This window comes from Reella acinonychis (genome assembly GCF_052384575.1).
GTDB lineage: Bacteria > Pseudomonadota > Gammaproteobacteria > Enterobacterales > Pasteurellaceae > JBQSUQ01.
In genome coordinates, this window is record NZ_JBQSUQ010000003.1 from 40,429 (window position 1) to 64,715 (window position 24,287).

A 24,287-nucleotide genomic window follows, 5' to 3' on the forward strand; every position below is an offset into this window, starting at 1 on the left:
CGGTGCAAAATGAAACAGAATATTCTTGACTTAGCTCAAGCATTAATTCAGAGAAAATCGATTAGCCCAAATGATCAAGATTGTCAGCAACTTATTGGGGAAAAATTGGAAGCTATTGGTTTTCAGCTAGAATGGTTGCCTTTTGGTGACACTCTTAATTTATGGGCAACGCATGGTCAAGGCGAACCTTGCATTGCTTTTGCCGGGCATACAGATGTGGTGCCAGTTGGTGATGAAAGTGCATGGCAACATCCGCCATTTGCAGCTGAGATTGTGGACGATATGCTTTATGGACGAGGGGCAGCTGATATGAAAGGTGCGCTTGCAGCAATGGTCGTGGCAGCAGAAACCTTTGTTAAAAATTATCCAGATCATAAAGGCAAAATCGCATTACTGATTACTTCTGACGAAGAGGCGGCTGCGAAAGATGGAACGGTCAAAGTGGTGGAAACCTTAATGGCTCGTCAGGAAAAAGTGGATTATTGTGTGGTTGGTGAGCCATCAAGTGCGAAGCAATTTGGCGATACCATAAAAAATGGTCGTCGAGGCTCAATCACTGCAAATCTTTACATTCAAGGCATTCAAGGGCATGTTGCTTATCCGCATTTAGCCGAAAATCCAGTGCATAAATCCCTTGCCTTTTTACAAGAACTAACCACTTATCAATGGGATAAAGGCAACGATTTTTTCCCACCAACTAGCTTACAAATTGCGAATATTCAAGCAGGAACAGGCAGTAATAATGTGATCCCTGGTGAACTTTATGTACAGTTCAATTTACGTTATTGCACCGAAGTGACGGATGAAATCATTAAAACAAAAGTCACTGAAATGTTGCAAAAATACGGATTAAAATACCGAATTGAGTGGAATTTGTCGGGAAAACCTTTTTTAACAGAGAAAGGACTGTTGGTGGAAACAGCAATACAGGCAGTCAAAAAAGTCGCTGAAATTACACCGCAGTTAGATACAGGTGGCGGCACTTCAGATGCACGTTTTATCGCACAAATGGGAACAGAAGTGATTGAATTTGGACCGCTAAATCATACTATTCACAAAGTGAATGAGTGTGTAAACATAGATGATTTAGAAAAGTGCGGTGAGATTTATTATCAAATTTTAGAACAGTTACTCAATGAATAATCAGTTAATTCTCACAGGTAAAAGTCGTGAACATTTGTTGGCGTTACCAAACGAGCTTTCGCCTAACTATTTTTTGCAAGCAGAAGTGGTATCTGCTTTTGTAGCTATGCAGCAGGCAGCAAAACAAGCGGGATTTAATTTGCAACCCGCCAGCACTTATCGCGATTTTGCACGCCAACAACTGATTTGGAATAGCAAATTTTGTGGCGAACGGAAAGTGCATGATGATAAAGGAATAGCGATTGATTTGAGCTGTTTAGATGATTGGCAAAGATGCCAAGCCATTTTACGCTGGTCGGCAATGCCAGGTGCTAGTCGTCATCATTGGGGAACGGAAATTGATATTTTTGATCCTGATTTGCTTCCCGATGGCCAACAATTGCAACTTGAGCCTTGGGAATATCAAACAGGTGGCTATTTTCAACGTTTAACTAATTGGTTATTAGTTAATGCAGAACAATTTGGTTTTTATTTTCCTTTTTTAGAACAAGAAGATAAAGAAATTGGCTTAGAGCCTTGGCATTTAAGCTATTTTCCTATTGCGGAGCCATTGCAACAGCAATTTAGCCCAGAAATTTTGATGAGCGCTTGGGAAAATGAACAGGTTGCGGCGAAAGCGATTTTGATTGAACGCATTGAGGAAATATTCGCGCGTTTTTGTTTATAAGAACAGTAAAAGGCATCTTAGGATGCCTTTTATATACTTAAAATTCTTTTAATTTTTGCACCGCACTTTTGATATTCTGTGCTTGAGTGATGGCTGAAATCACCGCTACGCCATCAGCACCAAGTTGTTTCAGTTGAGGCGCGGATTCTGTGGTAATGCCACCGATTGCCACGAAAGGTTTATTAAGCGGAATTTTTTTAAGTTGCTCAATACCTTCTATACCAATGGGTTGGGAATGATCTGCTTTTGATGCTGTCGCAAAAATAGGGCCTACCCCAATATAATCAATGTCCTCTAGTTGTTGTGCGTCTTGAATTTGTTCAAGGTTATTGGTGGATAAGCCAACAATAAATTTGCCATTGGTGCGTTTTAATAGCTCGCTGACTGCCATATCTTGTTGACCCACATGAATGCCATCCGCACCGATTTCCATTGCCAATTCCACATCATCATTAACAATAAAGGGCACTTTATATTGGCGGCATAACTCCAAGCATTGTTTTGCCAATATTTTTTGCTGTTCGGGCTGTGAGATCAGTGAATCTTCGCCTTTATCCCTGAATTGAAAGCAAGTGATTCCTGCTTCCAATGCTTGTTTTAATACGTGCAATAGATTCTGGCAAGGATCGCCAGCTAAATGGCGACAATCTTGTGTTCCTGCAATAAAATACACCGATAGCATTTGTTTGATATTATTCATCTTTATAAGCCCAATGGTTTGTTGGTCCATGACCATGTCCGATATTTAACGGGTTGCTAATTGCCGCAGTTATAAATGCTTTGGCTGTTCGAATAGCTTGTTCTATGCTATTACTTTTAGCTAATTCCGCGGCAATGCAAGCAGAGAAAGTGCAGCCTGTACCATGAGTGTGTTTCGTTGGGAAGCGTTTTGCTTCTAAGCAGAATTGTTTGTTTGGGGTGAAAACATAATCTAAACAGACCGCACTTTGAGAATCTACACTGTGTCCACCTTTAATCACAACGGTTTCCACGCCAAACTCTTGTAATAAACGAGCGGCTTTTTCTGCGCTTTTGTGATCATGAATTTTAATACCTGTTAATGCTTCAGCTTCAGGTAAATTTGGTGTCAGCACATGTGCTTTGGGTAGCATATATTGTTTTAGCGCTTGAATCGCTTGTTTTTCTAATAAAGGCTCTGAGCCTTTCGCTACCATAACAGGATCGAGCACAACTACTGGAAAGTTGTGAGTATCCAAACTTTGTGCCACTGTTTCAATAATTTCAGCATTGCCTAACATACCGATTTTTACCGCATTGATATTGAAATCTTCGGCAACTACACGAATTTGTGCGGCAATTGCATCAAGGGGAATGGGCGCAATTCCAAAAACGCCCATGGTATTTTGTATGGTAATGGCCGTAATTGCACTTGTACCAAACACATTGCGCATTTGGAAGGTTTTTAAATCCGCTTGAATACCAGCGCCTCCGCCGCTATCCGAACCTGCAATTGTCAGTGCTTGAGGAATATTATTCATAATTTACCTTTGAAATCTTGGTGATGTCTTCTGTTGTGATACAAGACAATTTGTTTAAAAACTCTACTGCGAAACTACCTACTTCGGTCGTTAAACCTGCAGCGGCTAATTCGCCAGCGACAGCATAAGTTGTGCAAGCCTCAACACAAGCTGAAAAATAATCGTCTTTTTCTGCTACAGCTAAGAAAGCACCAACAACAGCGCCTAACAAACATCCTGAACCAGTGACTTTTGGAAATAAATCGGTACCATTGGCAATTTTCGCGACTTGTTTTCCATCGCTGATATAATCAATTTCGCCGCTAACCGCAACAATGCATTGATATTTTTGCGCAGCAGCTAGCGCAATTTCTGCAATATTTCCTTCGCCTTGACCCGCGTCAACGCCTTTGCTTTCCCATTCTACGCCCGCTAAAAATGCCACTTCGCTGACATTGCCTCGAATGGCGGATACTTTAACTTTATCTAAAATCTGTTGTACGACTTGACGACGATAAGTAGTTGCTCCTGCTCCAACAGGATCTAACACCACTGGAACGCCAGTTCTATTTGCTACTTGACCCGCGAGTATCATTGCTTCAACATCAAGCTTATTAATCGTACCGATATTAATCAATAATGCTCCTGCAAAATTTTGAATTTCTTCTACTTCTTCGGGCATGGTTGACATAAAAGGCGAAGCGCCTAAAGCGAGTAAACCGTTAGCAGAAAAATTGGTGACAACAATATTGGTGATACAATGAATAAGTGGGTTTTGTTCGCGAACAAGATTTAAGTAATTGAACTGCATATAATTTCCTAATTAAAACGACAAGAAAGATACGCAATAATGGAGCGGTAAAAAAGAAAAATTAGTTCCCTACGCCAGTATTAGCTGTATCAGGTTTTACGGGTATAATCTCAGCCATTTAGTAGATAGCACCCCGACTAACCTTGGTAGTCTAATTTATTAAAACAAAAAAACAAAGATAAAAAGTAATAACTGTGATATTGATCACACAAAAGTGCGGTGTAAAATGAAGATGTTTTTGATTATTAAGAATAAAAGAGGAACAGCATGAAGGTAGGTTTAGTACTTGAAGGTGGCGCTATGCGTGGCATTTTCACTGCGGGCGTGCTTGATGTATTTATGCAACAGCAAGTGCATATTGATGGAATAGTGGGTGTGTCTGCGGGGGCATTATTTGGTATTAATTATCCTTCAAAGCAGCAAGGGCGAGTGTTGCGTTACAACCTACAATATTTGAATGATAAACGCTATATGGGGTTGCATAGTTTGTTGACGACAGGAAATATTGTGAATCGCGATTTCGCTTTTTACCAATTACCTTTTGAATTAGACCCTTTTGATCAAGACGCTTTTTTACAATCCCACACTGATTTTTGGCTTACTTTGACGAATGTTGAAACGGGGGAAGCAGAATATGTGAAAATTCAAGATGTGTTCAAGGAAATGGAGTATTTCCGAGCGACTTCGGCGATGCCTTTTGTATCGAAAATAGTAGAAATCAATGGTAAAAAATATTTAGATGGAGGTATTTCAGACAGTATTCCCATTCAAAAGTGCTTTGAATTAGGCTATGACAAAGTGATTGTCGTGTTAACTCGTCCTTTGGATTATCGCAAAACACCAAGTTCAATGTGGTTGTTTAAATTAATGTATAAAAAATACCCTAAACTAATCGAACGCTGGCAAAATCGTTACTTAGAATACAACCAGACCGTAGAACAAATTATTGATCTCAATAATAAAAAACAAATTTATGTAATTCGTCCTTCACAAACTATTAATATTAGTAGATTGGAAAAAGATCCGAAAATGATTCAAAAAATGTATGATTTGGGTATGGCAGATGCAAAAAATGAATTGGCTGGGTTGAAAGCTTATTTAACCAATTAAAAAAATCCCCGCAATAGCGGGGATTTTATTTAGTCAGTTAAGATTAATTCTTTTAAATATTGGAAAATCTCACGATAGGCTTTTGCTGGTTTATTTTGCTCTTTTTCTTTTTTAGCTGAACGAATCAAATTGCGCAAATGCTGGCGATCTGCTTGTGGATATTGCTCAAAAAAAGCCGCTAAATCCTCGTTATTGTACTCGATCAATTCCTCTCGCAATAATTCCAATTTATGCAACATGGCTTGTTGTTGATTATGTTTATTTTCAATTTTTTCTAACGCTTCTTTGATTGGCTCCACATCCATAGAACGCAACAATTTACCAATAAATTGTAGTTGGCGACGTTTTGCTTCACGTTCAGAACGACGAGCTAAATTAATGGCATCTAATAGGGTTTCATCTAAGGGAATTTTTTCTAAATTCGTTTGTGTCAGTTCAACGATTTTTGCCCCTAACTTTTTTAAATCTTCCGCATCACGTTTAATTTCACTTTTACTTACCCAAATAATTTCTTCTTGATCATCAGTCCAATCTAAGTCGACTTTTTTTCCACGCTTTTTCATTTTTTATCCTGTTTGATTGCTTGGCGCTATGTTTCTTAATTTTGCGACATTGTAGCAAATAAGCTAAAATGCCACAAACTTAGGACATTGGATGAGATTGAATAAAAAGGTAAATAATGAAAACTGAACAGAATTCCACCGCACTTTTAAAACAACAAGAACAAGAATTACGTCATGCGGTGAGTTATGCCGTTGAAATTGCTCAGCAAGCAGGGGCAACAGCAGAAGTCGCAGTGACCAAAGTCAATGGTTTATCGGTTTCTACTCGTTTACAAGAAATTGAAAATGTAGAATTTAACAATGATGGCGCTTTGGGTATTTCGGTTTATTTAGGTCAACAGAAAGGTAATGCCTCTACTTCAGATTTAAGCCCTGAAGCCATAAAAAATACAGTAGAAGCTGCATTAGCCATAGCACGTTATACTTCGCCTGATGATTGTGCTGGACTGGCACCTGAAGAATTAATGGCATTTGGAGCGCCTGATTTAGATTTGTATCATCCGACAGAAGTGGATGTTGATCGTGCGACTGAATTAGCATTACAAGCAGAAACGGCAGCATTGGAATTTGATGAACGTATCGTGAATAGCAATGGTGCAGCGTTTAATTCTCATTCTGGCATCCGCGTATATGGCAACAGCTATGGCATGTTACAAAGCTATTTATCAAGCCGTTATTCTATTTCTTGTTCTATTCTTGCTGGTGAAGATGAACAGTTAGAAAGTGATTATGAATACAGTATTTCACGCAATTTTAACCAACTTGAATTGCCTGAATGGGTAGGAAAAAATGCCGCAGAGAAAGCTATTAAACGCTTAAATCCACAAAAAATCGTGACGCAACAAAGCCCAGTGATCTTTTTAAATGATGTTGCAACAGGATTAATTGGGCATTTAGCGGCGGCAGTGAGTGGTGGCAGCCTGTATCGTAAAAATAGCTTTTTATTGGATCAATTAGGTCAACAAGTGTTACCTGATTGGTTTGAAATCAACGAAAGACCGCACTTGTTGGGGCGTTTAGCCTCCACTCCATTTGATAGTGAAGGCGTGCGGACAAAGTCGTTAGATATTATCAAGCAAGGTATTTTGCAAACCTATTTATTAACGAGTTACAGTGCTAAAAAATTGGGGATGCAAACAACGGGGCATGCGGGTGGAATTCATAACTGGCTGGTGAAACCAAATTCTCAAGGAAATTTAACCGCACTTTTACGACAAATGGGAACTGGACTGTTAGTGACTGATTTGATGGGGCAGAGTATTAATATGGTGACAGGCGATTATAGTCGTGGTGCCTCAGGTTTCTGGGTTGAGAATGGCAAAATCCAATACCCTGTTTCCGAAATTACCATTGCGGGCAATTTAAAATCCATGTTACGCAACATAGTTGCAGTCGGCGATGATATTGAACATCGTTCTAACATTCAAACAGGCTCAATTTTATTAGAAGAAATGAAAATTTCAGGTAATTAATTTAAATGAGAATAATTCTTATTGACAAAATTATTCCATTTCAATTAAAATGCTCCCATCTGTTAGGGCGTAGATAGCTAAACAGGTAGGGTAGAAAGTAGATTCGTTAGGGTATAAAAGACCGAAGTGTTACAACTTCGGTCTTTTTTTGTTATGATTGCACTACTTTTTTAACACAAAGGAATTATTATGAAAAAACATCATGTTGATGTCCTTATTTCAGAACAAGATGTCAAAGAGCGAATTCAGGCACTAGGACAAGAAATTACAACCTATTACCAACAAAAACAAATAGATAAGTTAATTGTCGTTGGCTTGTTGCGTGGTTCATTTATGTTTATGGCAGATTTGGTAAGAGAAATTAAATTGTCTGTTGAAATTGAGTTTATGACAACTTCAAGTTATGGCACAGGCATGACAACAAATCATGATGTCAAAATCAGTCAGGATCTGGAAGGCGATATTAAAAATGAGCATGTTCTTATCGTAGAAGATATTATTGATACAGGATATACCTTAGAAAAAGTTCGCCAAATTTTATTGTTACGTGAGCCAGCCAGCTTAGCGATTTGTACTTTATTGGACAAGCCATCTCGTCGAGAAGTGGAAGTGCCAGTTAATTGGATTGGATTCCCAATTCCAGATGAATTTGTTGTTGGATATGGCATAGATTACGCACAACGTCATCGTAACCTAGGCTTTATTGGCAAAGTGGTCTTGGAAGAATAAAGCAAAGTGCGGTGTAAAATCACTGAATTTTACACCGCACTTTTATGAGTATCTATTGTACTTTTTCAATGTGCAAAACATCAATTTCGCTTATGCCAAATGATTTATCTAGTTTACCTCGAATGTTAATTTTATCTTTATAGCTTACCGATAACCCATTCCATACATGGTCTGCAATTTCAATTTTAATCTTATCTTCAGTAAGATCCTTGAATTGATATTCTTGATGATTCAGTTGCTCAACAATATAGCCTTGTAAACTAATGTAACTGCCATTGTGCAACTTTTTCACTTCAGTGATACTGAGCTGACGCTGACTAGTATCACCAAACATCAGTGTCGGTTGGGTTACACAACCTGATATTACACTAAGCGCCAGTAACAACATAAAACAAATACATTTTTTCATGTTTGCTCCTTGTGAAATTTCTTATAAGAAGAGGGAATTAAGTTATTTTCTTTCTCGCCAATAGGTTGCAAAACGCGGTTTTCCATCTTTAGTTAATCCTCGATATTTATATGTAATGATGGAGCCAATAGCTGGTGGCGTTTTTTTTTCTGCTAAATTAAATCCAGAGCCAATTTTGAATTGACCTCGATGATTTTCACAAGTGAGTGATCCCATAAAATTTTCAAATTGTCCTTTTCCTTTATGATGAGCAACCACCGTACATTCTTCATCAAGTGCGGTCTTTAATTTTAAAATTTTATGACTGCGAATTCCCCACTCATAAGCTGCTTGTGGATCTCGCAAAATGACGCCTTCACCTTTCATTTCTTCTATGTTTTTTAAAAATTCTTGCACTTGTTGTGAATTTTTAATCGGAATTTGTGGAATAATTTTTATATAAGGCATGGGATGTTGGGCTAAATAATCTTCTAATGTTTTTAAACGTTCAAATAAATTGCCATCTGCGTGAGGGACGTCAAACACATGTAAAGTTAAATTTTCCCAACCTGTATCGTTTTGTGAACGCACAATAGACGAGATTTTCTCGAATTGATTTCGTTCACTGAACAGCTCACCATCAATGGCAAAAGAGGGAAAGTACTTGGTGAAATAGTGCGGTGGAAATAATTGCTTTTTATTGCGTGTGTACAAGTGCTTACCGTCCCAATAACCTCTCACTCCATCTAATTTCTCACTCATTACCCAACCAGATAAATCTTGGTTTTGATAAGTAGAAACAAGCATTAAATCAGGCAAACTTGCATAGCTGGTAAGCACAAATAGGATATTCAGAAAAATAATATTAAGCCATTTCATCGTCAATCTCTCCTTGCTTTTCTTGAGCATATCCATAACGACAAAGAAAACAAATTTGTGGTCATGAATTTGGAATCTAATTCACAAAATAAAGTGTTTTTAGGTTGAAAGTGCAGTTGGTTTTAGATATTTTTATGTTTGCATAGTATGGGGTAGGAACGTATAATTGAAATCAATGATATTGTCTTTTTATGTGAGGAACTTATGTCTGAAAAAGTAAATAATGATGAGATTGATTTACTTGAGTTAATTAGAATGTTATGGGACAAAAAATGGTGGATTATCTTATCAACTTTTGTTTGTACTGCATTAGCCGCAGCCTATGCGTTTACGGCGAAAGAGCAATGGACATCAAGAACTGAAATCATTAAACCTAGCATAACAGATATGGGCAGTTATTTAGCCTTACGAAAAGAATATGAACGAATCATAGATAACCAACTAGATGTCAATAAATTATCGGATGAATTATATGAAAAGTTTGGGCGATTCTCTCTTTCTTTAGATGAAAGAGAAAGAATGTTAGTGCAAACAGAAGTTTATAAACAACTATCTGAAGGTAAAGATACACAAGCTCAGCGTAGAATACTAAATATATTAGCAAGAGAAAATATTAGTATTTCTACTCCAGATCCTAAGAAAGATCCTAATGCCATCGGTAAACGTTTTGGTTTTAGTGCAGAAACCCCTGAATTAGCCCAAAATACATTGAAATTATTTATTGAGCATATCAATGCTAAAGCAAGTCAATCTCAGTTACACGATTTCAATGTGATGGTAACTCAAAAGATTGCTGATTTAGAATTTTCCCTTAAAAAAATAGAGGAAGAATTAAAAAATCAAAAAGCTGCTGAATTAGAAAAACTTACTGTTATCTTGGATACAATGAAAAAATCTGACATCAAAGATTTATCACCAACATTGAGTTCAAAAACAGAGTCAAACAATTCAGCAGAAATGGTATTAGACGATGATTTTAAGTTGTTTGTGTTAGGGGAACAATATGTCAATGCGAAGATTGATATGGAAAAAGCAAAGCCTATTGTGTATCCTTCTGAATATCTCGCTATTCAAACACAATTAAGAGCATTGAATGGACTAGCAGCAAAAACGAAAGATGCAAATTTAAATGCCTTTAGTTATTTAAGTTCGCCTGATTATCCTGTGATTAAGGATAAACCGAAAAAAGCATTAATTTTATTAATTGGTTGTATTGTTGGTTTTATTTTATCAAGCTTTTTAGTTTTAATGGTTAACTTTTTGAGAAAGAAATAATATGACTAGAATTGCAATTATTCCTGCTAGAGCAGGTTCACAAGGTATTAAAAATAAGAATTTACAATCTGTTGGCGGTATTTCCCTAGTCGGTCGAGCGATTTTAGCCGCCAAAGAATCAGGCGTGTTTGATCAAATTGTTGTCACTTCTGATGGAAAGGAAATATTATTAGAGGCAGAGAAATATGGAGCCATGCCGTTTTTACGCCCGGTAGAATTAGCTCAAAGTGATACACGGACTATCGATACAATAATCCATTGTTTATTGGAATTAGGTATTAAAGATGGGACTATTGCTTTATTCCAACCAACAAGTCCTTTAAGAACCTCACTAGATATTCGAAATGCCATGGAGATATTCTTAGGTGGGCATTGTAAATCTGTTGTTTCAGCCTGTGAATGCGAACACCATCCATATAAGGCTTTCACAATGGATGGCGATGAAATTATGCCTTGCCGAGAACTACGTGATTTTGAGGCTCCACGCCAACGGCTACCTAAAGCCTATCGAGCGAATGGTGCGATTTATATTAATAATATTGCATCATTATTAAAAGAAAAATGTTTCTTTATTTCGCCTATTCGTTTTTATTTAATGCCAACGTATCGTTCAATTGATATTGATTCGACATTAGATCTGCAGATTGCAGAAAATTTAATTAAGAATGAACATTAATGAAAGCAATCAAAGATAGTGCTATTTATTTAATTGGAGAACTAATCTCAAAGGCAATGCCATTTTTGTTATTGCCTTATCTTTCTCGAAAGCTGGGAGTAGAAGGGTTTGGGGAATTAAGTTATTTCCAGACTTATATCTCACTATTTGCCATAGTGTTAGGTTTAAGTCAAGATGGTGCTATCGCTCGCTATTTCTATTTCTATGGTAAACGTTCTTTAGATTTGGTTTTAAAAACAGGATATAGTTATACAATTACCTTAGGAATATTTCTTTCTATTATCGCTTATCTAGTTCATTCTGAAATTCTTTTTTATACTGTTTGGATAGCTGTATTTCAGTCTATTTTATCTGTTCAACTTTCTGTTAGGCAATGTCAGAAAAAGGCTATCTCTTATACAGTTATTCAATTTATGTCAGCAATTGCATTAGCTATTACAACAGTTATAATGCTAGAGTTTTATGATACTAATTTAGTAGAAAAGAGAATATTAGCCATGTTATTTGCTAATATCATTGTATGCTTAATTTCGTATTTCTTTTATAAAAAGGAAATGAAAACAAGGAAAATACTGAGTTATATAAAATATAAGAAATATTTCCTTTATTTGGTTGGCTTTGGTTTCCCTTTATTATTTCACCATGTAAGTTTCTTTCTTAAGGGGCAAGTAGATCGTATGTTCATCTACCATAAATTTTCAGAAAGTGAGTTGGGATTATATGCAATGGGTGCTCAATTGGCCACAATTCTGACAGTTCTTATTATGTCAGTTAACAAAGCTCTAGTGCCATATTTATTTGATAGCCTAAAAAAGAATAAATTAACATTAAATAAACTGCATAAATTAGTATTTTTGTCTTTTTTCCTAATGCCATTTCCAATATTGATTTCATATTTTATTCCAGAACAATGGATATTATGGATTCTAGGAGATAAGTTTGAAGGTGTTAAATATTATTTTATTATGTTTCTTATATCTTCAATTTTAGTTATTCCATATCTTATATTAGTAAATTATTTATTTTACTATGGTAAAAATAAAATGATATCTTTTTGTTCTGTGTTATCTACAATGATATATCTAGTGTGTTTGTTGTTTTTCACAGATATTGGTGTTAAATATATTCCTTATGCGAGTATAATCGGAGCTGTATCTATGCTACCTATTTTATATATGGTGACAATAAGAGTTAATAGAGGTTATGATAATGGAACCATTAATTAGTATTATTACTCCAGTATATAATTCGGAAAAGTATATTCAACAATGTATTGAATCAGTATTATCACAGACTCATACTAATTGGGAATTAATTTTAATCGATGATTGTTCTAAAGATACAAGTGTTGATATTATATCCAAATATCTTTTTGATTTTCGTATTAAATTATTTAAAAATAAAAATAATTTAGGTCCAGCATTGACTAGAAATGTAGGATTAGATAATGCTACAGGTGATTATATTACTTTCTTAGATAGTGATGATTTCTGGTCTAAACAACACTTAGAAAATCAACTAAGATTTATGATTGATAATAATCTCCAAATTAGTCATGGTAATTATCATTTTTGTGATCTAGAAGGTAATATTATCAAATCCATCAATGTTACTCCTAAGATAGATTACTTTTGTTTGTTAAAAGGTAATCAGTTTAAAACAATGTCAATGATGTTATCAAAAGATTTAATAGGAAATCATCGATTTGAGAATATCAAACATGAAGATTATGCATTTTTCTTGGAATGTTTAAAACGAACAAATTATTCTTTAACAGATCATTCATCTATTGATTCATATTGCCGCATTGGAAGCGGTGTCAGTGTATCTTCAAATAAAATAAAAAGTGCGGTTTGGACTTGGGATATTTATCACAAACATCAGAAGTTAGGGGTAGTTAGATCTTGTTATTATTTTATCCATTATGCTTATAATGGTTTTATGAAATATCGTTGATTTTCTTAGGGGAGTTTTATGATTTCAATCATAATCATTACTTATGGACGCAAAGAAGAATTATTTGAAACCTTAAAATGTATAAACCAATATCAAGGTGAAGATATAGAATTACTATTACTTGATAATAATCCTAGTAATGCTTTAGAAGCTGCAGTGAAAGAGTTAATATCAAATTCTAATATTAGATTTATTTATTTTCAAGATGGAGTTAACTATGGTGTTGCTGAAGGAAGAAACTATTTAATTGAAAAATCTAGAGGAGATATATTAATTACGTTAGACGATGATATTGAAATTGATAATATTACTCAGTTAGTTAATAAAGTTGAAAGTTACTTTTCTGAAAATAGAAATGTTGGAGCTTTGGCTTTTAATATAAAGAACTTTTATTCAAGAGAAAGTCTTCGTCATGAAATCCCTCATGGTAATAAAAATCTTGATTTTTCTAAGAATATGCTTACTTATTACTATATTGGAGCAGGTCATGCAATAAGAAAAGATGTTTATAATCAAGTAGGGCTTTATCCGAATGATTTAGGTAAATATGGTGGTGAAGAAAGAGACCTCTCTTTTAGAATATTGGAAGCTGGATATGATATTTTATATGTAAGTGATATTGTTATTTATCATAAAGTTTCTCCTTATGGTCGTATGAAAAAAGAAGAAGAAAATTTTTATCGCTATCGTAATCAACTAGTTGTTCTTAATCGTTATATGCCATTCAAATATAGAATTACTTCAAATATATTTTGGAGTTTATTCTATTTATTAAGGATGAAAGGTAGTTTGTTTAAGATAGTTACAGTTCTTAATGAAGTGAAAAAAATTACTAGAAACACAATATCAGAAAAAACATTGTTAAGAATGAAGAAATTAAGAAGTAGGGTGTACTATTAATGAGTATATATATTTTTATTTTGCTGCTCTTAATTTTAGGTTCTATATTTGATTTATATAATAGCCGTATAAAAAATATTATATTTAATGTCCATTTCTTTTTTGTTTTTCTATTAGCTACCCTAAGATATGGGGTTGGAGTGGATTATTTTCAGTATGAGAATTTATTTGATAATGCTTATCCTATATGGGATCTATCGTTAGATTATTTTCTGTATAATCAGCATAGTATAGAATGGGGTTATTTACTTCTAGAATCGTTAATAAAGTCCTTTACTCCAGATTATGCTATTTTTCTACTTATTTATAATTTTATACTATTTTATTTTTTATATAAAGGTATTAAAAATTATTCAAATTACAATATTCAGTTATTTTTGTTTTATTGTTTTATACTTCCGATTTATGCTATAGAAGCATATAGGCAAGCAATGGCTATGGTTATATTTCTGTATAACTCTAAAAATTTATTAAATGGGAATTTATATAAATACTCTTTTTGGGTTCTTGTTGGTTTTCTATTCCATAAGGTATCTTTGTTGTTGTTGCCTCTATATTTTCTTGTTAGAATTACAATTTTTAGAAAGGTGTCATTTCTAATAGTATTAATAGTATTGTCGTTTTTGATTTCTTATTTTGATTTGGTTGGTAAATTTATCGAGTTTTTATTTTTATATTTTGGGGATAGCTCTTTAGTAAAAAGAGTTCACCTTTATTATTTTATTAAGCATGATCCAAGCCTAACAATAGGGTTTGTTGCGTATTTACAGAGATTCATTATTATATCTATAGCCTTGTTCTATAGAAATCTATTTCAAGATAAAATTATACAACTTATATTGTTTTATCCAATAACCTATTTTATTTTTTCTAATGTAGGAGTTTTGGCAGGTAGAATATCAGCTATTTTTCTTGTTTTTTACTTGATCTATTTTGGGGGGTTATTAAGCAAGGATATAAAGTTAAAACCATTTATTTTTATTTTTTTAATATTATATGGTTCTTCAATTTTTTATAAAGATATTCATACTTATCATAAGGATAAGGAAATATATACTCATATACCATATAAAAATGTGTTATTTGATAGGTAGGATAAATGGTAATTAAAAATAATTTTATATTTATAGTTAGTGGCTTTAGGAATTTATTATTAATTCTGTTGTTGCTTCCGAAAGATTCTATTGAAAATGGTTTGTTTGTTGCTGATTTTAACTTGAAATCACTTAAGTGGCTTAATTATAGAAAGAAAACTGTTTTCGTCAAGAAGCCTAAAAGTATAATAGAGAGTATATTTATGACGATTTATTTAAATATATACTCGTTTTTTATATTGAATAGGGGGAGTAGAGTTAATAGAGTTGTCTATGGAAGTGATCATATTATTGGAGCAAAATATTTCTTAAGGCGTTTTCCTTTTATCTTGATTGAGGATGGTACGGCAAATTATGACCCTAAATCATATCAACGTAGCTGGAAAAATAAATTGTTTTCTATCCCTACTTTTGGTGTATATAAAAATGTAACGAAGATTTATCTTACACAGAAAAAGAATATCCCTGATATTATAAAAAATAAGGTCGACTTTGTTGATGTTAGAGAACTTTGGAATAAAAAAACATCAGAGGAAAAAGATTATATATTAAGTTTTTTTAATATTGATGATATGAAATTATCTATCTTAAAACAAAAGAAGCATATTTTATTCACTCAACCACTATCGGAAGATGGAGTTTTAACAGAAGAAGAAAAGGTAGATTTATACTCTAAAATAGTTAAAAAATATGATAAAACCTCTTTAGTGATCAAACCTCATCCTAGAGAAAAAACGAATTATAGCATTTTATTTCCACAAACTTACATATTTGAAGATGCTCTTCCTGCTGAGCTTTTAGAATTATTGGGAGTAGACTTTGAGCGAGTGATTACATTATTTTCTACAGCTGTTTTACAATATCCAAAAGAAAAAATAGATTTTTACGGTACTAATTGTCACTCTAAATTAATAGAACGTTTTGGTATAGTAGATATATTTGATGTTAATTGTAATTTATAATTGATTTGTTGGAGGTGTAGGGTATATGAGACGGCAGAAGGAACTAGTTTGTAAATTATTATTACTTATTTCGGATATATTGTCATTTTCTTTTTCCTTGTTTATGGCTATATATATATTAAAGATAGTTTATGGAAATATAAATGTGTATTTGCCAGATGCGCAAATACTAGATGTATTTTCTTTACATTTGTTTTTAGGCGCTCTTTGTGTTACTTGGTTTGCTATACGATTAAGACATTATACTTACCGTAAACCATTTTGGTTTGAACTAAAGGAAATAATAAGAACATTATTGATATTCTTTATTATTGAGCTGTCAGTGATGGCTTTTTCCAAATTATATATTTCACGTTATCTTTTCGTATCTGTATGGTTAATTAATTTAATATTATTTCCTCTAACTAGAATTGCAGTTAAACTTTATTTAATAAAAGCTAAATGGTATCTAAAAGAAACCGTTATAATTGGTAGTGCGAAAAATGCGATAGATGCCTATGTTGCACTACGAAGTGAAACCTATTTAGGTTTAGATATTAAATATTTTATATCATCAAATAAAGAATTAGTCTCACATTTTAATATTCCTGTGTTAAATGAGGACGAATTTAATCTTAAAGAAAAATTCTCTCAAAGATATACTCAATTTATTATTGCATTGGAAAATGAGGAATGCGATTTACAAGAACATTGGTTGCGTAAACTTGCATTGAATAAGTTTCGTTCTATATCAGTCATCCCTACCATAAGAGGTTTGCCATTATACAGTACTAATATGTCGTTTTTATTTAGCTATGAAATGATTTTATTAAGGGTGAATAATAATTTAGCTAAACGATCTTCCCGTATTTTAAAAAGAACAATGGATATCGTTTGTTCTATTTTGATTATTCTGTTGTTATCACCTGTATTATTAACGCTATATTTCTTAATTAAGCGAGATGGTGGTGATGCAATTTATGGTCATAGTAGAATTGGGCGTAATGGGGAGCCATTTGATTGCCTTAAATTTAGATCTATGGTGGTAAATTCTAAAGAGGTTTTAGAAGAACTTTTAGCAAATGATCCTGAAGCCCGTGCTGAATGGGAAAAAGATTTTAAACTTAAAAATGACCCTCGTATTACAAAAATCGGACATTTTATTCGTAAAACTAGTTTAGATGAGCTACCACAACTCTTTAATGTTCTTAAAGGGGAAATGAGTTTAGTTGGTCCTCGTCCAATTGTAAAAGATGAATTAGAACGCTACGAAGAAGATGTGGATTATTACTTAATGGCAAAACCAGGTATGACAGGTTTATGGCAAGTGAGTGGTCGTAATGACGTAGATTATGAAACTCGAGTATATTTCGATGCTTGGTATGTTAAAAACTGGTCATTATGGAATGATATTGCCATCTTATTTAAAACAGTAAATGTGGTTTTGAAACGAGATGGTGCTTATTAAACCATGAAAATACTTATCACAGGCGGAGCTGGTTTTATTGGCTCTGCTTTTATTCGATATTTAATCAATAACACAGATCATCTTGTTATTAATGTTGATAAATTGACTTATGCGGGGAATTTGTCTTCATTAGATGAAGTCTGTGTTTCTCCTCGCTATCATTTTTATCGGGAAGATATTTGCGATAGAAATGTGATGCAAGGAATTTTTACGCAACATCAGCCTGACGCGGTTATTCATTTGGCAGCCGAGAGTCATGTTGACCGCTCGATAAATGGTCCTGCTGATTTTATTCAAACTAATATTTTTGGTACTTATAACTTGCTCGAAATTGCGCGGGATTACTGGGCTAGTTTAGATGGGGATAAAAAAGCGCGGTTTATTTTTCAACATATTTCTACAGATGAAGTTTATGGTGATTTAAGTCCTAATGCTGCTCCCTTTGATGAACAAAGCCGATATCAACCAAGTAGTCCCTATTCTTCATCCAAAGCCGCAAGTGATCATTTAGTGAGAGCTTGGCATAGAACCTATGGTTTACCAATTTTACTGACTAATTGCTCGAATAATTATGGGCCTTTCCAACATCCCGAAAAACTCATTCCTTTGATGGTTTCAAATGCTATTCAGGGAAAAAAATTACCCATTTATGGAAGCGGACAACAAGTTCGTGATTGGTTATTTGTGGAAGATCATATTGAGGCGCTTTATCTTGTATTGCAAAAAGGGCAAGTTGGTGAAACTTACAATATTGGTAGCAACTGTGAAAAAACTAATATTGATGTGGTGAATATGATTTGTGACCTATTAGAAGAATTCGTGCCAAACAAGCCAGCAGGTGTAGTTCAATATAAAGATTTAATTACTTATGTTGCGGATCGTCCAGGTCATGATAAAAGGTATGCCATCAATTCAAGCAAAATTCAGCAACAACTCGGTTGGCAGCCTAAAGTCAATTTGGTGACGGGTTTACGCAAAACGGTAGAGTGGTATCTTCATCATACAAACTTGTGGAAAAAATAAAATTATCTCTGCCAATTCGTGTAGAAACTGATATATTGTAATCATTGTTTTTTTATTTTTAAGGATAAAAATGAACGTTTTCCTTTCTTTTGAATCTTGCAGCGCAGAATGGGGTAAAAATGCTATTCTGAGTTTTCAAGATAATCAGGCGATTATTCATTGTTCGCAAAACTGCGAAAAAAAAGACCGCACTTTAGTGCAGAAAGCAGCTCGTAAGTTACGTAATCAAGGAATTTCTAATGCTGATTTATCTGGAAACAATTGGTCATTGGAGTTTTGTTGGGCATTTTATCAAGGCTTTTATAGTGCAAAACAAGATTTCTCAGTAGATTTTCCAACACTATCTGAATTTGAGAACGAAGAGTTATTTAGCCGAATTGAATGTATTGATTTTGTACGTGAAATCATTAACTTACCCTCTGATGTCTTAACCCCTGAAGCATTGGTAAATCGAGCAGCTCAATTTATTGAACAACAAGCTGCGGCTTGGGAAGAAGGCGTTGTAAGTTATAACATCATTAAAGGCGATGAGTTAAAAGAATTAGGTTATCAAGGTATTTGGACTGTAGGGCGTGGCTCGGTAAATCCGCCTGCTATGTTACAGCTTGATTTTAATCCAACGGGCGATGAAACTGCGCCAGTTTTAGCTTGTTTAGTGGGCAAAGGCATTACTTTTGATACGGGTGGTTATAGCCTAAAGCCAAGCAACAATATGGACAGCATGAAATCTGATATGGGGGGTGCTGCTTTATTGACTGGCGCATTGGGTTTAGCGATCGCACAAGGATTGACGCTGCGAGTTAAACTTTATTTATGCTGTGCGGAAAATATGATTAGTAGCAATGCCTTCAAATTAGGGGATATTATTCAGTATCGAAATGATGTTTCGGTTGAAGTAATGAATACGGATGCTGAAGGGCGTTTGGTTTTAGCTGATGGTTTAATTGAGGCAAGCCAGCAGCAAGCACAATTTATTATTGATGCAGCAACATTGACTGGTGCGGCAAAAGTGGCGGTCGGTAACGATTATCACTCAGTACTTTCCATGGACAATCTGCTGGTTGAAGATTTATTACATTCAGCTCAACAAACTCAAGAACCATTTTGGCGTTTACCATTTGAAGAACTACATCGCGGACAAATTTCTTCTGCTTTTGCAGATATATCAAATACAGGTTCTGTGGCTGTGAGTGCAGGGGCAAGTACTGCAACAGCATTTTTATCTTACTTTGTTGAAAATTATCAACAAAATTGGTTACATATTGATTGCTCAGCCACTTATCGCAAATCGGCGAGCGATTTATGGGCAGTTGGGGCAACAGGGATTGGCGTGCAAACTCTTGCAGACTTATTATTAACAAAAGGAGAATAACATGGCATTAGAATATACATTTTCAATCATTAAGCCAGATGCGGTTGAGCGTAATTTAGTTGGTGCGATTTTAGCGCGTTTTGAATCAGCTGGTTTTCGTATTGCAGCGACAAAAATGTTGCATTTAAATCAAGAACAAGCAGAAGGTTTTTATGCAGAACACAAAGGAAAGTCTTTTTTTGAGGGATTGGTGCAATATATGATCTCTGCGCCCATTGTGGTTTCTGTATTAGAGAAAGAAAACGCGATAAAAGATTACCGCACTTTAATTGGTGTTACTGATCCGACATTAGCAGAAGAAGGTACGATTCGTCGTGATTTTGCGGAAACTAAAACCCGTAATTCAGTGCATGGTTCCGATAGCCCTGAAAGTGCGAAACGTGAAATTGCCTATTTCTTCGTGGAATCGGAAATTTGTTTAAAATAATGCCTGTGAGCGCAAGTTTTTTATTCCCTGAATAATTAATTTAGGGAATTTTTTTATGTAAAGATTGAAATTTATTCAAAAATCTGTATTATAGCCGTCTATACTTCTAAATGAAATTAAGGAATATTATGTCTAGCTATTTATTTACTTCTGAATCTGTATCAGAAGGCCATCCAGATAAAATCGCCGATCAAATCTCAGATGCGGTATTAGATGAAATTTTAAAACAAGATCCTAAAGCGCGCGTAGCTTGTGAAACCTATGTGAAAACCGGTATGGCGCTCGTTGGCGGTGAAATCACCACTTCTGCATGGGTAGATATTGAAAATTTAACGCGTCAAGTGATTTGCGATATTGGTTATAAACATTCAGAAATGGGCTTTGATGGTCATTCTTGTGCGGTGTTAAATGCTATTGGTAAACAATCTTCTGATATTAATCAGGGCGTGGATCGTGCAAATCCATTAGATCAAGGGGCGGGTGACCAAGGCATTATGTTTGGTTACGCGACCAATGAAACGGATGTATTAATGCCAGCAGCTATTACTTATGCGCATCGTTTAATGGAACGCCAAGCAAAAGTGCGTAAAGATGGAACATTATCTTGGTTACGTCCAGATGCAAAAAGCCAAGTCACGCTAAAATATGAAGATAACAAAATTGTTGGTGTTGACGCAGTGGTTCTTTCTACTCAACATTGCGATAGCGTAAATCAAAAAGATTTGCATGAAGCTGTGATGGAAGAAATTATTAAACCTGTATTGCCTGCACAATGGTTATCAAAAGACACCAAATATTTTATTAATCCAACTGGGCGTTTTGTGATTGGTGGACCAATGGGAGATTGTGGTTTAACTGGTCGTAAAATCATCGTGGATACTTACGGCGGTGCAGCTCGCCATGGTGGCGGTGCATTCTCAGGTAAAGATCCTTCTAAAGTAGACCGCTCTGCTGCTTATGCGGCTCGTTATGTCGCGAAAAATATTGTTGCTGCAGGCCTTGCAGATCGTTGCGAAATTCAGCTTTCTTATGCAATTGGTGTGGCAGATCCTACTTCTATTATGGTGGAAACCTTTGGTACCGGCAAAGTAGCAAACGAGTTATTAGTTGCCTTAGTGCGTGAATTCTTTGATTTACGTCCTTATGGCTTAATCAAAATGCTTGATTTAATCCAACCCATTTATCGTGAAACTGCAGCTTATGGCCACTTTGGGCGTGAACAATTCCCATGGGAAAAAGTGGATCGTGCAGAAGAATTACGTGCTGCAGCGGGCCTAAAATAAATCATTTCACTATATAAGGCGAGCTTGCTCGCCTTTCTTTTTATGCAAACAGAAACCCAATTCCGACATTTAAAAATGCAGGTGCAATGGCGGTTAACCCATTGTTTACAGATTGCAGAACAACATTTTAAGCGTCGTTTCCCTTCTCCTGCTGTCACTTATGAACTGAAAGGCGTAAAAGCAGGTGTCGCTTATTTGCAGAAAAACCTTATTAAATTTAACCGTACTTTATTATTGGAAAACCCCACTGAATTTATCCAGCAAGTTGTGCCACATGAATTGGCGCATTTATTGGTCTATCAACAATTTGGTAGAGTGAAACCTCATGGTAAAGAATGGCAATTTGTGATGGAACATCTTTTTAATTTGCCAGCGGATACTTGCCATCAATTTGATGTGACGAATGTACAAGGGCGTACTTTTGCTTATGAATGCCAATGCCAAACCCATTATTTAACGACTCGACGTCATCATAATATTCAACGAAAAAGAGCGGTGTATTTATGCCGAAAATGTAATGCTCCATTGATTTATTCCAATAATGAATAGTTCTCCCCAAACTTTGTTTTCAGATGTATTTTTTCTTTTCCAAACTTGAAATTTATTTTTCTAAACCTATTTATATGAGGTATTTCAATAAATTTTGATAAAAAGGAAAAGTATATGTCAACCAATCAAGAAACGCGTGGTTTTCAGTCAGAAGTGAAACAGCTTCTTCAATTAATGATCCATTCTTTATATTCCAACAAAGAAATTTTCTTACGTGAACTTATCTCAAATGCTTCAGATGCAGCAGATAAATTACGCTTTAAAGCGTTATCCGCACCAGAACTTTATGAAGGCGATGGTGATTTAAAAGTACGCATTAGCTTTGATGAAAGCAAAGGAACTCTGACGATTAGTGATAATGGTATTGGTATGACGCGTGAACAAGCGATTGATCATTTAGGTACCATTGCGAAATCAGGAACGAAAGAATTTTTAACCGCACTTGGTAGTGACCAAGCGAAAGATAGCCAATTGATTGGCCAGTTTGGCGTTGGTTTTTATTCAGCGTTTATTGTTGCGGATAAAGTAACGGTGAAAACAAGAGCAGCTGGCGAAGCAGCTGGTAAAGGGGTGTTGTGGGAATCTGCTGGCGAAGGGGAATATTCGGTTGCTGATATTGAGAAAAAAGATCGCGGTACAGAAATTACCTTACATTTACGTGAAGATGAAAAAGAATTCTTAAATGAATGGCGATTACGTGAAATTATCGGTAAATATTCGGATCATATTGGTTTGCCTGTTGAGATTTTGGCAAAAGAATATGACGATGAAGGCAAAGAAACTGGCATTAAATGGGAAAAAATCAATAAAGCGCAAGCGCTATGGACACGTGCGAAAGGCGATATTTCTGATGATGAATATAAAGAATTCTATAAGCACTTAAGCCATGACTTTGCTGATCCATTATTATGGGCACATAATAAAGTAGAAGGAAATCAAGAATATACTAGCCTTTTATATGTGCCGTCAAAAGCGCCTTGGGATTTATTTAATCGTGAACATAAACATGGCTTGAAACTCTATGTTCAACGAGTGTTTATTATGGATGATGCGGAACAATTCATGCCAAATTATTTGCGTTTTATGCGTGGCTTAATTGATAGTAATGATTTACCGCTTAATGTTTCTCGTGAGATTTTGCAAGATAACAAAGTCACTGCGGCGTTACGTAAAGCATTGACCAAGCGTTCATTACAAATGTTGGAAAAACTGGCCAATGATGATGCTGAGAAATATCAAGGTTTTTGGAAAGAATTTGGTTTGGTATTGAAAGAAGGTCCAGCAGAGGATGTGGCTAACAAAGAAAGCATTGCTAAATTACTCAGATTTGCTTCAACTCACAATGAAAGCAGTGAGCAAAACGTGTCGCTCAGCGATTATGTTGCACGCATGAAAGAAGGGCAAAAAGCCATTTATTATATTACGGCAGATAGTTATGTTGCTGCGAAAAACTCACCGCACTTAGAACTCTTTAATAAGAAAGGCATTGAAGTGCTATTACTTTCAGATCGTATTGATGAATGGATGTTAAGTTATTTAACAGAATTTGATGGCAAGCAATTACAAACAATCAGCAAAGCCGATTTGGATTTAGGGGATTTGGCAGATAAAGAGCCAGAGCAACAAAAAGAGCAAGATGAACAATTTTCTTCTTTTGTTGAGCGCGTGAAAACCTTATTAGGCGATCGAGTAAAAGAAGTGCGTTTAACACATCGATTAACTGATACACCAGCTATTGTCTCAACTGGTGATGATCAGATGACGACGCAAATGGCAAAATTATTTGCAGCGATGGGACAACAGGCGCCAGAAGTGAAATATACTTTTGAACTTAACCCAGAACATAGTTTAGTGAAGAAAGTCGCTGATGTTGCTGATGAACAATTATTTGCAGATTGGATTGAGTTATTGTTAGAACAAGCAATGTTTGCAGAACGAGGCACATTGGAAAATCCAATGGCATTTATTAAGCGTATGAATGCCTTTTTACAAAAATAGCATTGTGCATTAAAAATACAGTTGTTTTTTTTTTGTGCGATTGACGTATAATAAATCTGCTCTATGGCATGTGGCGATAGAGTGG

General features: G+C 35.0%; 25 protein-coding genes and 1 riboswitch. Of the genes, 19 read left to right on the forward strand and 6 right to left on the reverse strand.

The genetic code is table 11. The features are described from left to right. The first annotated feature begins 9 nt into the window (after positions 1-9). Both dapE and ACT2CV_RS01030 read left to right on the forward strand, forming a co-directional pair. A complete protein-coding gene (dapE, locus tag ACT2CV_RS01025) occupies positions 10-1,143 on the forward strand; it encodes a succinyl-diaminopimelate desuccinylase (protein WP_464973761.1) in 1,134 nt (377 codons plus the stop codon). Continuing rightward, a complete protein-coding gene (locus ACT2CV_RS01030) occupies positions 1,136-1,810 on the forward strand; it encodes a M15 family metallopeptidase (protein WP_464973762.1) in 675 nt (224 codons plus the stop codon). Before dapE ends, ACT2CV_RS01030 begins: the two co-directional genes overlap by 8 nt. Before the next feature lie 37 nt (positions 1,811-1,847). Here the strand turns inward: ACT2CV_RS01030 and thiE are convergent, their stop codons facing one another. Genes thiE through thiM form a run of 3 tightly spaced genes read right to left on the reverse strand, consistent with a single transcriptional unit; the run spans position 1,848 to position 4,099 of the window. Continuing rightward, the gene (gene thiE / locus ACT2CV_RS01035; RefSeq protein WP_464973763.1) at positions 1,848-2,510 is read right to left on the reverse strand and encodes a thiamine phosphate synthase; all 663 of its coding nucleotides are present in this window, start codon (positions 2,508-2,510) and stop codon (positions 1,848-1,850) included. Then, a complete protein-coding gene (thiD, locus tag ACT2CV_RS01040) occupies positions 2,503-3,309 on the reverse strand; it encodes a bifunctional hydroxymethylpyrimidine kinase/phosphomethylpyrimidine kinase (protein ID WP_464973764.1) in 807 nt (268 codons plus the stop codon). The genes thiE and thiD overlap by 8 nt, the downstream gene beginning before the upstream one ends. Then, on the reverse strand, positions 3,302-4,099 hold the full coding sequence (thiM, locus tag ACT2CV_RS01045) for a hydroxyethylthiazole kinase (RefSeq protein WP_464973765.1): 798 nt from the start codon (positions 4,097-4,099) through the stop codon (positions 3,302-3,304). Before thiM ends, thiD begins: the two co-directional genes overlap by 8 nt. 49 nt (positions 4,100-4,148) lie before the next feature. Then, positions 4,149-4,245: riboswitch (TPP riboswitch) on the reverse strand. Positions 4,246-4,366: 121 nt separating this feature from the next. On the opposite strand from thiM, the gene ACT2CV_RS01050 reads away from it, so the two are divergent. Continuing rightward, on the forward strand, positions 4,367-5,209 hold the full coding sequence (locus ACT2CV_RS01050) for a patatin-like phospholipase family protein (RefSeq protein WP_464973766.1): 843 nt from the start codon (positions 4,367-4,369) through the stop codon (positions 5,207-5,209). Between the two features lie 29 nt (positions 5,210-5,238). On the opposite strand, the gene yjgA is transcribed toward ACT2CV_RS01050, so the two are convergent. Further along, complete coding sequence (gene yjgA / locus ACT2CV_RS01055; RefSeq protein WP_464973767.1) at positions 5,239-5,772, reverse strand: ribosome biogenesis factor YjgA; 534 nt, start codon at positions 5,770-5,772, stop codon at positions 5,239-5,241. A 116-nt stretch (positions 5,773-5,888) separates the two neighbouring features. Between yjgA and pmbA the strand changes: the two genes are divergently transcribed. Both pmbA and hpt read left to right on the forward strand, forming a co-directional pair. Beyond that, the gene (pmbA, locus tag ACT2CV_RS01060; RefSeq protein WP_464973768.1) at positions 5,889-7,244 is read left to right on the forward strand and encodes a metalloprotease PmbA; all 1,356 of its coding nucleotides are present in this window, start codon (positions 5,889-5,891) and stop codon (positions 7,242-7,244) included. A gap of 189 nt (positions 7,245-7,433) precedes the next feature. Next, entirely contained in the window at positions 7,434-7,973 is a 540-nt protein-coding gene (gene hpt, locus ACT2CV_RS01065) for a hypoxanthine phosphoribosyltransferase (protein WP_464973769.1), read from the forward strand. 52 nt (positions 7,974-8,025) lie between these two features. Here the strand turns inward: hpt and ACT2CV_RS01070 are convergent, their stop codons facing one another. Next, positions 8,026-8,382, reverse strand: coding sequence for a YgiW/YdeI family stress tolerance OB fold protein (locus tag ACT2CV_RS01070; RefSeq protein ID WP_464973770.1), 357 nt, complete (start codon positions 8,380-8,382; stop codon positions 8,026-8,028). Positions 8,383-8,424: 42 nt separating this feature from the next. Further along, on the reverse strand, positions 8,425-9,240 hold the full coding sequence (locus tag ACT2CV_RS01075) for a DNA ligase (protein WP_464973771.1): 816 nt from the start codon (positions 9,238-9,240) through the stop codon (positions 8,425-8,427). Between the two features lie 204 nt (positions 9,241-9,444). Here ACT2CV_RS01075 and ACT2CV_RS01080 point away from each other — a divergent pair, with 204 nt between their 5' ends. From ACT2CV_RS01080 to htpG, 14 genes are all read left to right on the forward strand, one after another. After that, positions 9,445-10,515, forward strand: coding sequence for an LPS O-antigen chain length determinant protein WzzB (locus tag ACT2CV_RS01080; RefSeq protein WP_464973772.1), 1,071 nt, complete (start codon positions 9,445-9,447; stop codon positions 10,513-10,515). Between the two features lies 1 nt (position 10,516). After that, the gene (locus ACT2CV_RS01085) at positions 10,517-11,191 is read left to right on the forward strand and encodes an acylneuraminate cytidylyltransferase family protein (protein ID WP_464973773.1); all 675 of its coding nucleotides are present in this window, start codon (positions 10,517-10,519) and stop codon (positions 11,189-11,191) included. Beyond that, positions 11,191-12,417: an oligosaccharide flippase family protein gene (locus ACT2CV_RS01090; protein ID WP_464973774.1), complete on the forward strand. Its 1,227-nt coding sequence runs from the start codon at positions 11,191-11,193 to the stop codon at positions 12,415-12,417. The genes ACT2CV_RS01085 and ACT2CV_RS01090 overlap by 1 nt, the downstream gene beginning before the upstream one ends. Continuing rightward, complete coding sequence (locus ACT2CV_RS01095; protein ID WP_464973775.1) at positions 12,401-13,147, forward strand: glycosyltransferase family 2 protein; 747 nt, start codon at positions 12,401-12,403, stop codon at positions 13,145-13,147. The genes ACT2CV_RS01090 and ACT2CV_RS01095 overlap by 17 nt, the downstream gene beginning before the upstream one ends. 18 nt (positions 13,148-13,165) lie before the next feature. After that, positions 13,166-14,047: a glycosyltransferase family 2 protein gene (locus ACT2CV_RS01100; RefSeq protein ID WP_464973776.1), complete on the forward strand. Its 882-nt coding sequence runs from the start codon at positions 13,166-13,168 to the stop codon at positions 14,045-14,047. Beyond that, the gene (locus tag ACT2CV_RS01105) at positions 14,047-15,141 is read left to right on the forward strand and encodes an EpsG family protein (RefSeq protein WP_464973777.1); all 1,095 of its coding nucleotides are present in this window, start codon (positions 14,047-14,049) and stop codon (positions 15,139-15,141) included. The genes ACT2CV_RS01100 and ACT2CV_RS01105 overlap by 1 nt, the downstream gene beginning before the upstream one ends. A 5-nt stretch (positions 15,142-15,146) precedes the next feature. Then, entirely contained in the window at positions 15,147-16,103 is a 957-nt protein-coding gene (locus ACT2CV_RS01110; protein ID WP_464973778.1) for a glycosyltransferase family 52, read from the forward strand. A 25-nt stretch (positions 16,104-16,128) separates the two neighbouring features. Further along, complete coding sequence (gene wbaP, locus ACT2CV_RS01115) at positions 16,129-17,550, forward strand: undecaprenyl-phosphate galactose phosphotransferase WbaP (RefSeq protein WP_464973779.1); 1,422 nt, start codon at positions 16,129-16,131, stop codon at positions 17,548-17,550. A 3-nt stretch (positions 17,551-17,553) separates the two neighbouring features. Continuing rightward, entirely contained in the window at positions 17,554-18,573 is a 1,020-nt protein-coding gene (gene rfbB / locus ACT2CV_RS01120; protein ID WP_464973780.1) for a dTDP-glucose 4,6-dehydratase, read from the forward strand. A gap of 70 nt (positions 18,574-18,643) precedes the next feature. Then, positions 18,644-19,945, forward strand: coding sequence for an aminopeptidase PepB (pepB, locus tag ACT2CV_RS01125; protein ID WP_464973781.1), 1,302 nt, complete (start codon positions 18,644-18,646; stop codon positions 19,943-19,945). A 1-nt stretch (position 19,946) separates the two neighbouring features. Beyond that, the gene (ndk, locus tag ACT2CV_RS01130) at positions 19,947-20,372 is read left to right on the forward strand and encodes a nucleoside-diphosphate kinase (protein ID WP_464973782.1); all 426 of its coding nucleotides are present in this window, start codon (positions 19,947-19,949) and stop codon (positions 20,370-20,372) included. A 128-nt stretch (positions 20,373-20,500) separates the two neighbouring features. Then, positions 20,501-21,655 (forward strand): methionine adenosyltransferase, encoded by a 1,155-nt coding sequence (metK, locus tag ACT2CV_RS01135; RefSeq protein WP_464973783.1) that lies wholly within the window; start codon positions 20,501-20,503, stop codon positions 21,653-21,655. Between the two features lie 42 nt (positions 21,656-21,697). After that, the gene (locus tag ACT2CV_RS01140) at positions 21,698-22,204 is read left to right on the forward strand and encodes a SprT family zinc-dependent metalloprotease (RefSeq protein WP_464973784.1); all 507 of its coding nucleotides are present in this window, start codon (positions 21,698-21,700) and stop codon (positions 22,202-22,204) included. Between the two features lie 114 nt (positions 22,205-22,318). After that, positions 22,319-24,202, forward strand: a complete 1,884-nt coding sequence (gene htpG, locus ACT2CV_RS01145; RefSeq protein ID WP_464973785.1) for a molecular chaperone HtpG — start codon at positions 22,319-22,321, stop codon at positions 24,200-24,202. The last annotated feature ends 85 nt before the right edge of the window (positions 24,203-24,287 follow it).

Excerpts from the sequence above, each read along its gene's own strand:
- dapE (WP_464973761.1), top strand. The coding sequence starts at position 10 with ATGAAACAGAATATTCTTGACTTAGCTCAAGCATTAATTCAGAGAAAA.
- ACT2CV_RS01030 (WP_464973762.1), top strand. The coding sequence starts at position 1,136 with ATGAATAATCAGTTAATTCTCACAGGTAAAAGTCGTGAACATTTGTTG.
- thiE (WP_464973763.1), bottom strand. The coding sequence starts at position 2,510 with ATGAATAATATCAAACAAATGCTATCGGTGTATTTTATTGCAGGAACA.
- thiD (WP_464973764.1), bottom strand. The coding sequence starts at position 3,309 with ATGAATAATATTCCTCAAGCACTGACAATTGCAGGTTCGGATAGCGGC.
- thiM (WP_464973765.1), bottom strand. The coding sequence starts at position 4,099 with ATGCAGTTCAATTACTTAAATCTTGTTCGCGAACAAAACCCACTTATT.
- ACT2CV_RS01050 (WP_464973766.1), top strand. The coding sequence starts at position 4,367 with ATGAAGGTAGGTTTAGTACTTGAAGGTGGCGCTATGCGTGGCATTTTC.
- yjgA (WP_464973767.1), bottom strand. The coding sequence starts at position 5,772 with ATGAAAAAGCGTGGAAAAAAAGTCGACTTAGATTGGACTGATGATCAA.
- pmbA (WP_464973768.1), top strand. The coding sequence starts at position 5,889 with ATGAAAACTGAACAGAATTCCACCGCACTTTTAAAACAACAAGAACAA.
- hpt (WP_464973769.1), top strand. The coding sequence starts at position 7,434 with ATGAAAAAACATCATGTTGATGTCCTTATTTCAGAACAAGATGTCAAA.
- ACT2CV_RS01070 (WP_464973770.1), bottom strand. The coding sequence starts at position 8,382 with ATGAAAAAATGTATTTGTTTTATGTTGTTACTGGCGCTTAGTGTAATA.
- ACT2CV_RS01075 (WP_464973771.1), bottom strand. The coding sequence starts at position 9,240 with ATGAAATGGCTTAATATTATTTTTCTGAATATCCTATTTGTGCTTACC.
- ACT2CV_RS01080 (WP_464973772.1), top strand. The coding sequence starts at position 9,445 with ATGTCTGAAAAAGTAAATAATGATGAGATTGATTTACTTGAGTTAATT.
- ACT2CV_RS01085 (WP_464973773.1), top strand. The coding sequence starts at position 10,517 with ATGACTAGAATTGCAATTATTCCTGCTAGAGCAGGTTCACAAGGTATT.
- ACT2CV_RS01090 (WP_464973774.1), top strand. The coding sequence starts at position 11,191 with ATGAAAGCAATCAAAGATAGTGCTATTTATTTAATTGGAGAACTAATC.
- ACT2CV_RS01095 (WP_464973775.1), top strand. The coding sequence starts at position 12,401 with ATGGAACCATTAATTAGTATTATTACTCCAGTATATAATTCGGAAAAG.
- ACT2CV_RS01100 (WP_464973776.1), top strand. The coding sequence starts at position 13,166 with ATGATTTCAATCATAATCATTACTTATGGACGCAAAGAAGAATTATTT.
- ACT2CV_RS01105 (WP_464973777.1), top strand. The coding sequence starts at position 14,047 with ATGAGTATATATATTTTTATTTTGCTGCTCTTAATTTTAGGTTCTATA.
- ACT2CV_RS01110 (WP_464973778.1), top strand. The coding sequence starts at position 15,147 with ATGGTAATTAAAAATAATTTTATATTTATAGTTAGTGGCTTTAGGAAT.
- wbaP (WP_464973779.1), top strand. The coding sequence starts at position 16,129 with ATGAGACGGCAGAAGGAACTAGTTTGTAAATTATTATTACTTATTTCG.
- rfbB (WP_464973780.1), top strand. The coding sequence starts at position 17,554 with ATGAAAATACTTATCACAGGCGGAGCTGGTTTTATTGGCTCTGCTTTT.
- pepB (WP_464973781.1), top strand. The coding sequence starts at position 18,644 with ATGAACGTTTTCCTTTCTTTTGAATCTTGCAGCGCAGAATGGGGTAAA.
- ndk (WP_464973782.1), top strand. The coding sequence starts at position 19,947 with ATGGCATTAGAATATACATTTTCAATCATTAAGCCAGATGCGGTTGAG.
- metK (WP_464973783.1), top strand. The coding sequence starts at position 20,501 with ATGTCTAGCTATTTATTTACTTCTGAATCTGTATCAGAAGGCCATCCA.
- ACT2CV_RS01140 (WP_464973784.1), top strand. The coding sequence starts at position 21,698 with ATGCAAACAGAAACCCAATTCCGACATTTAAAAATGCAGGTGCAATGG.
- htpG (WP_464973785.1), top strand. The coding sequence starts at position 22,319 with ATGTCAACCAATCAAGAAACGCGTGGTTTTCAGTCAGAAGTGAAACAG.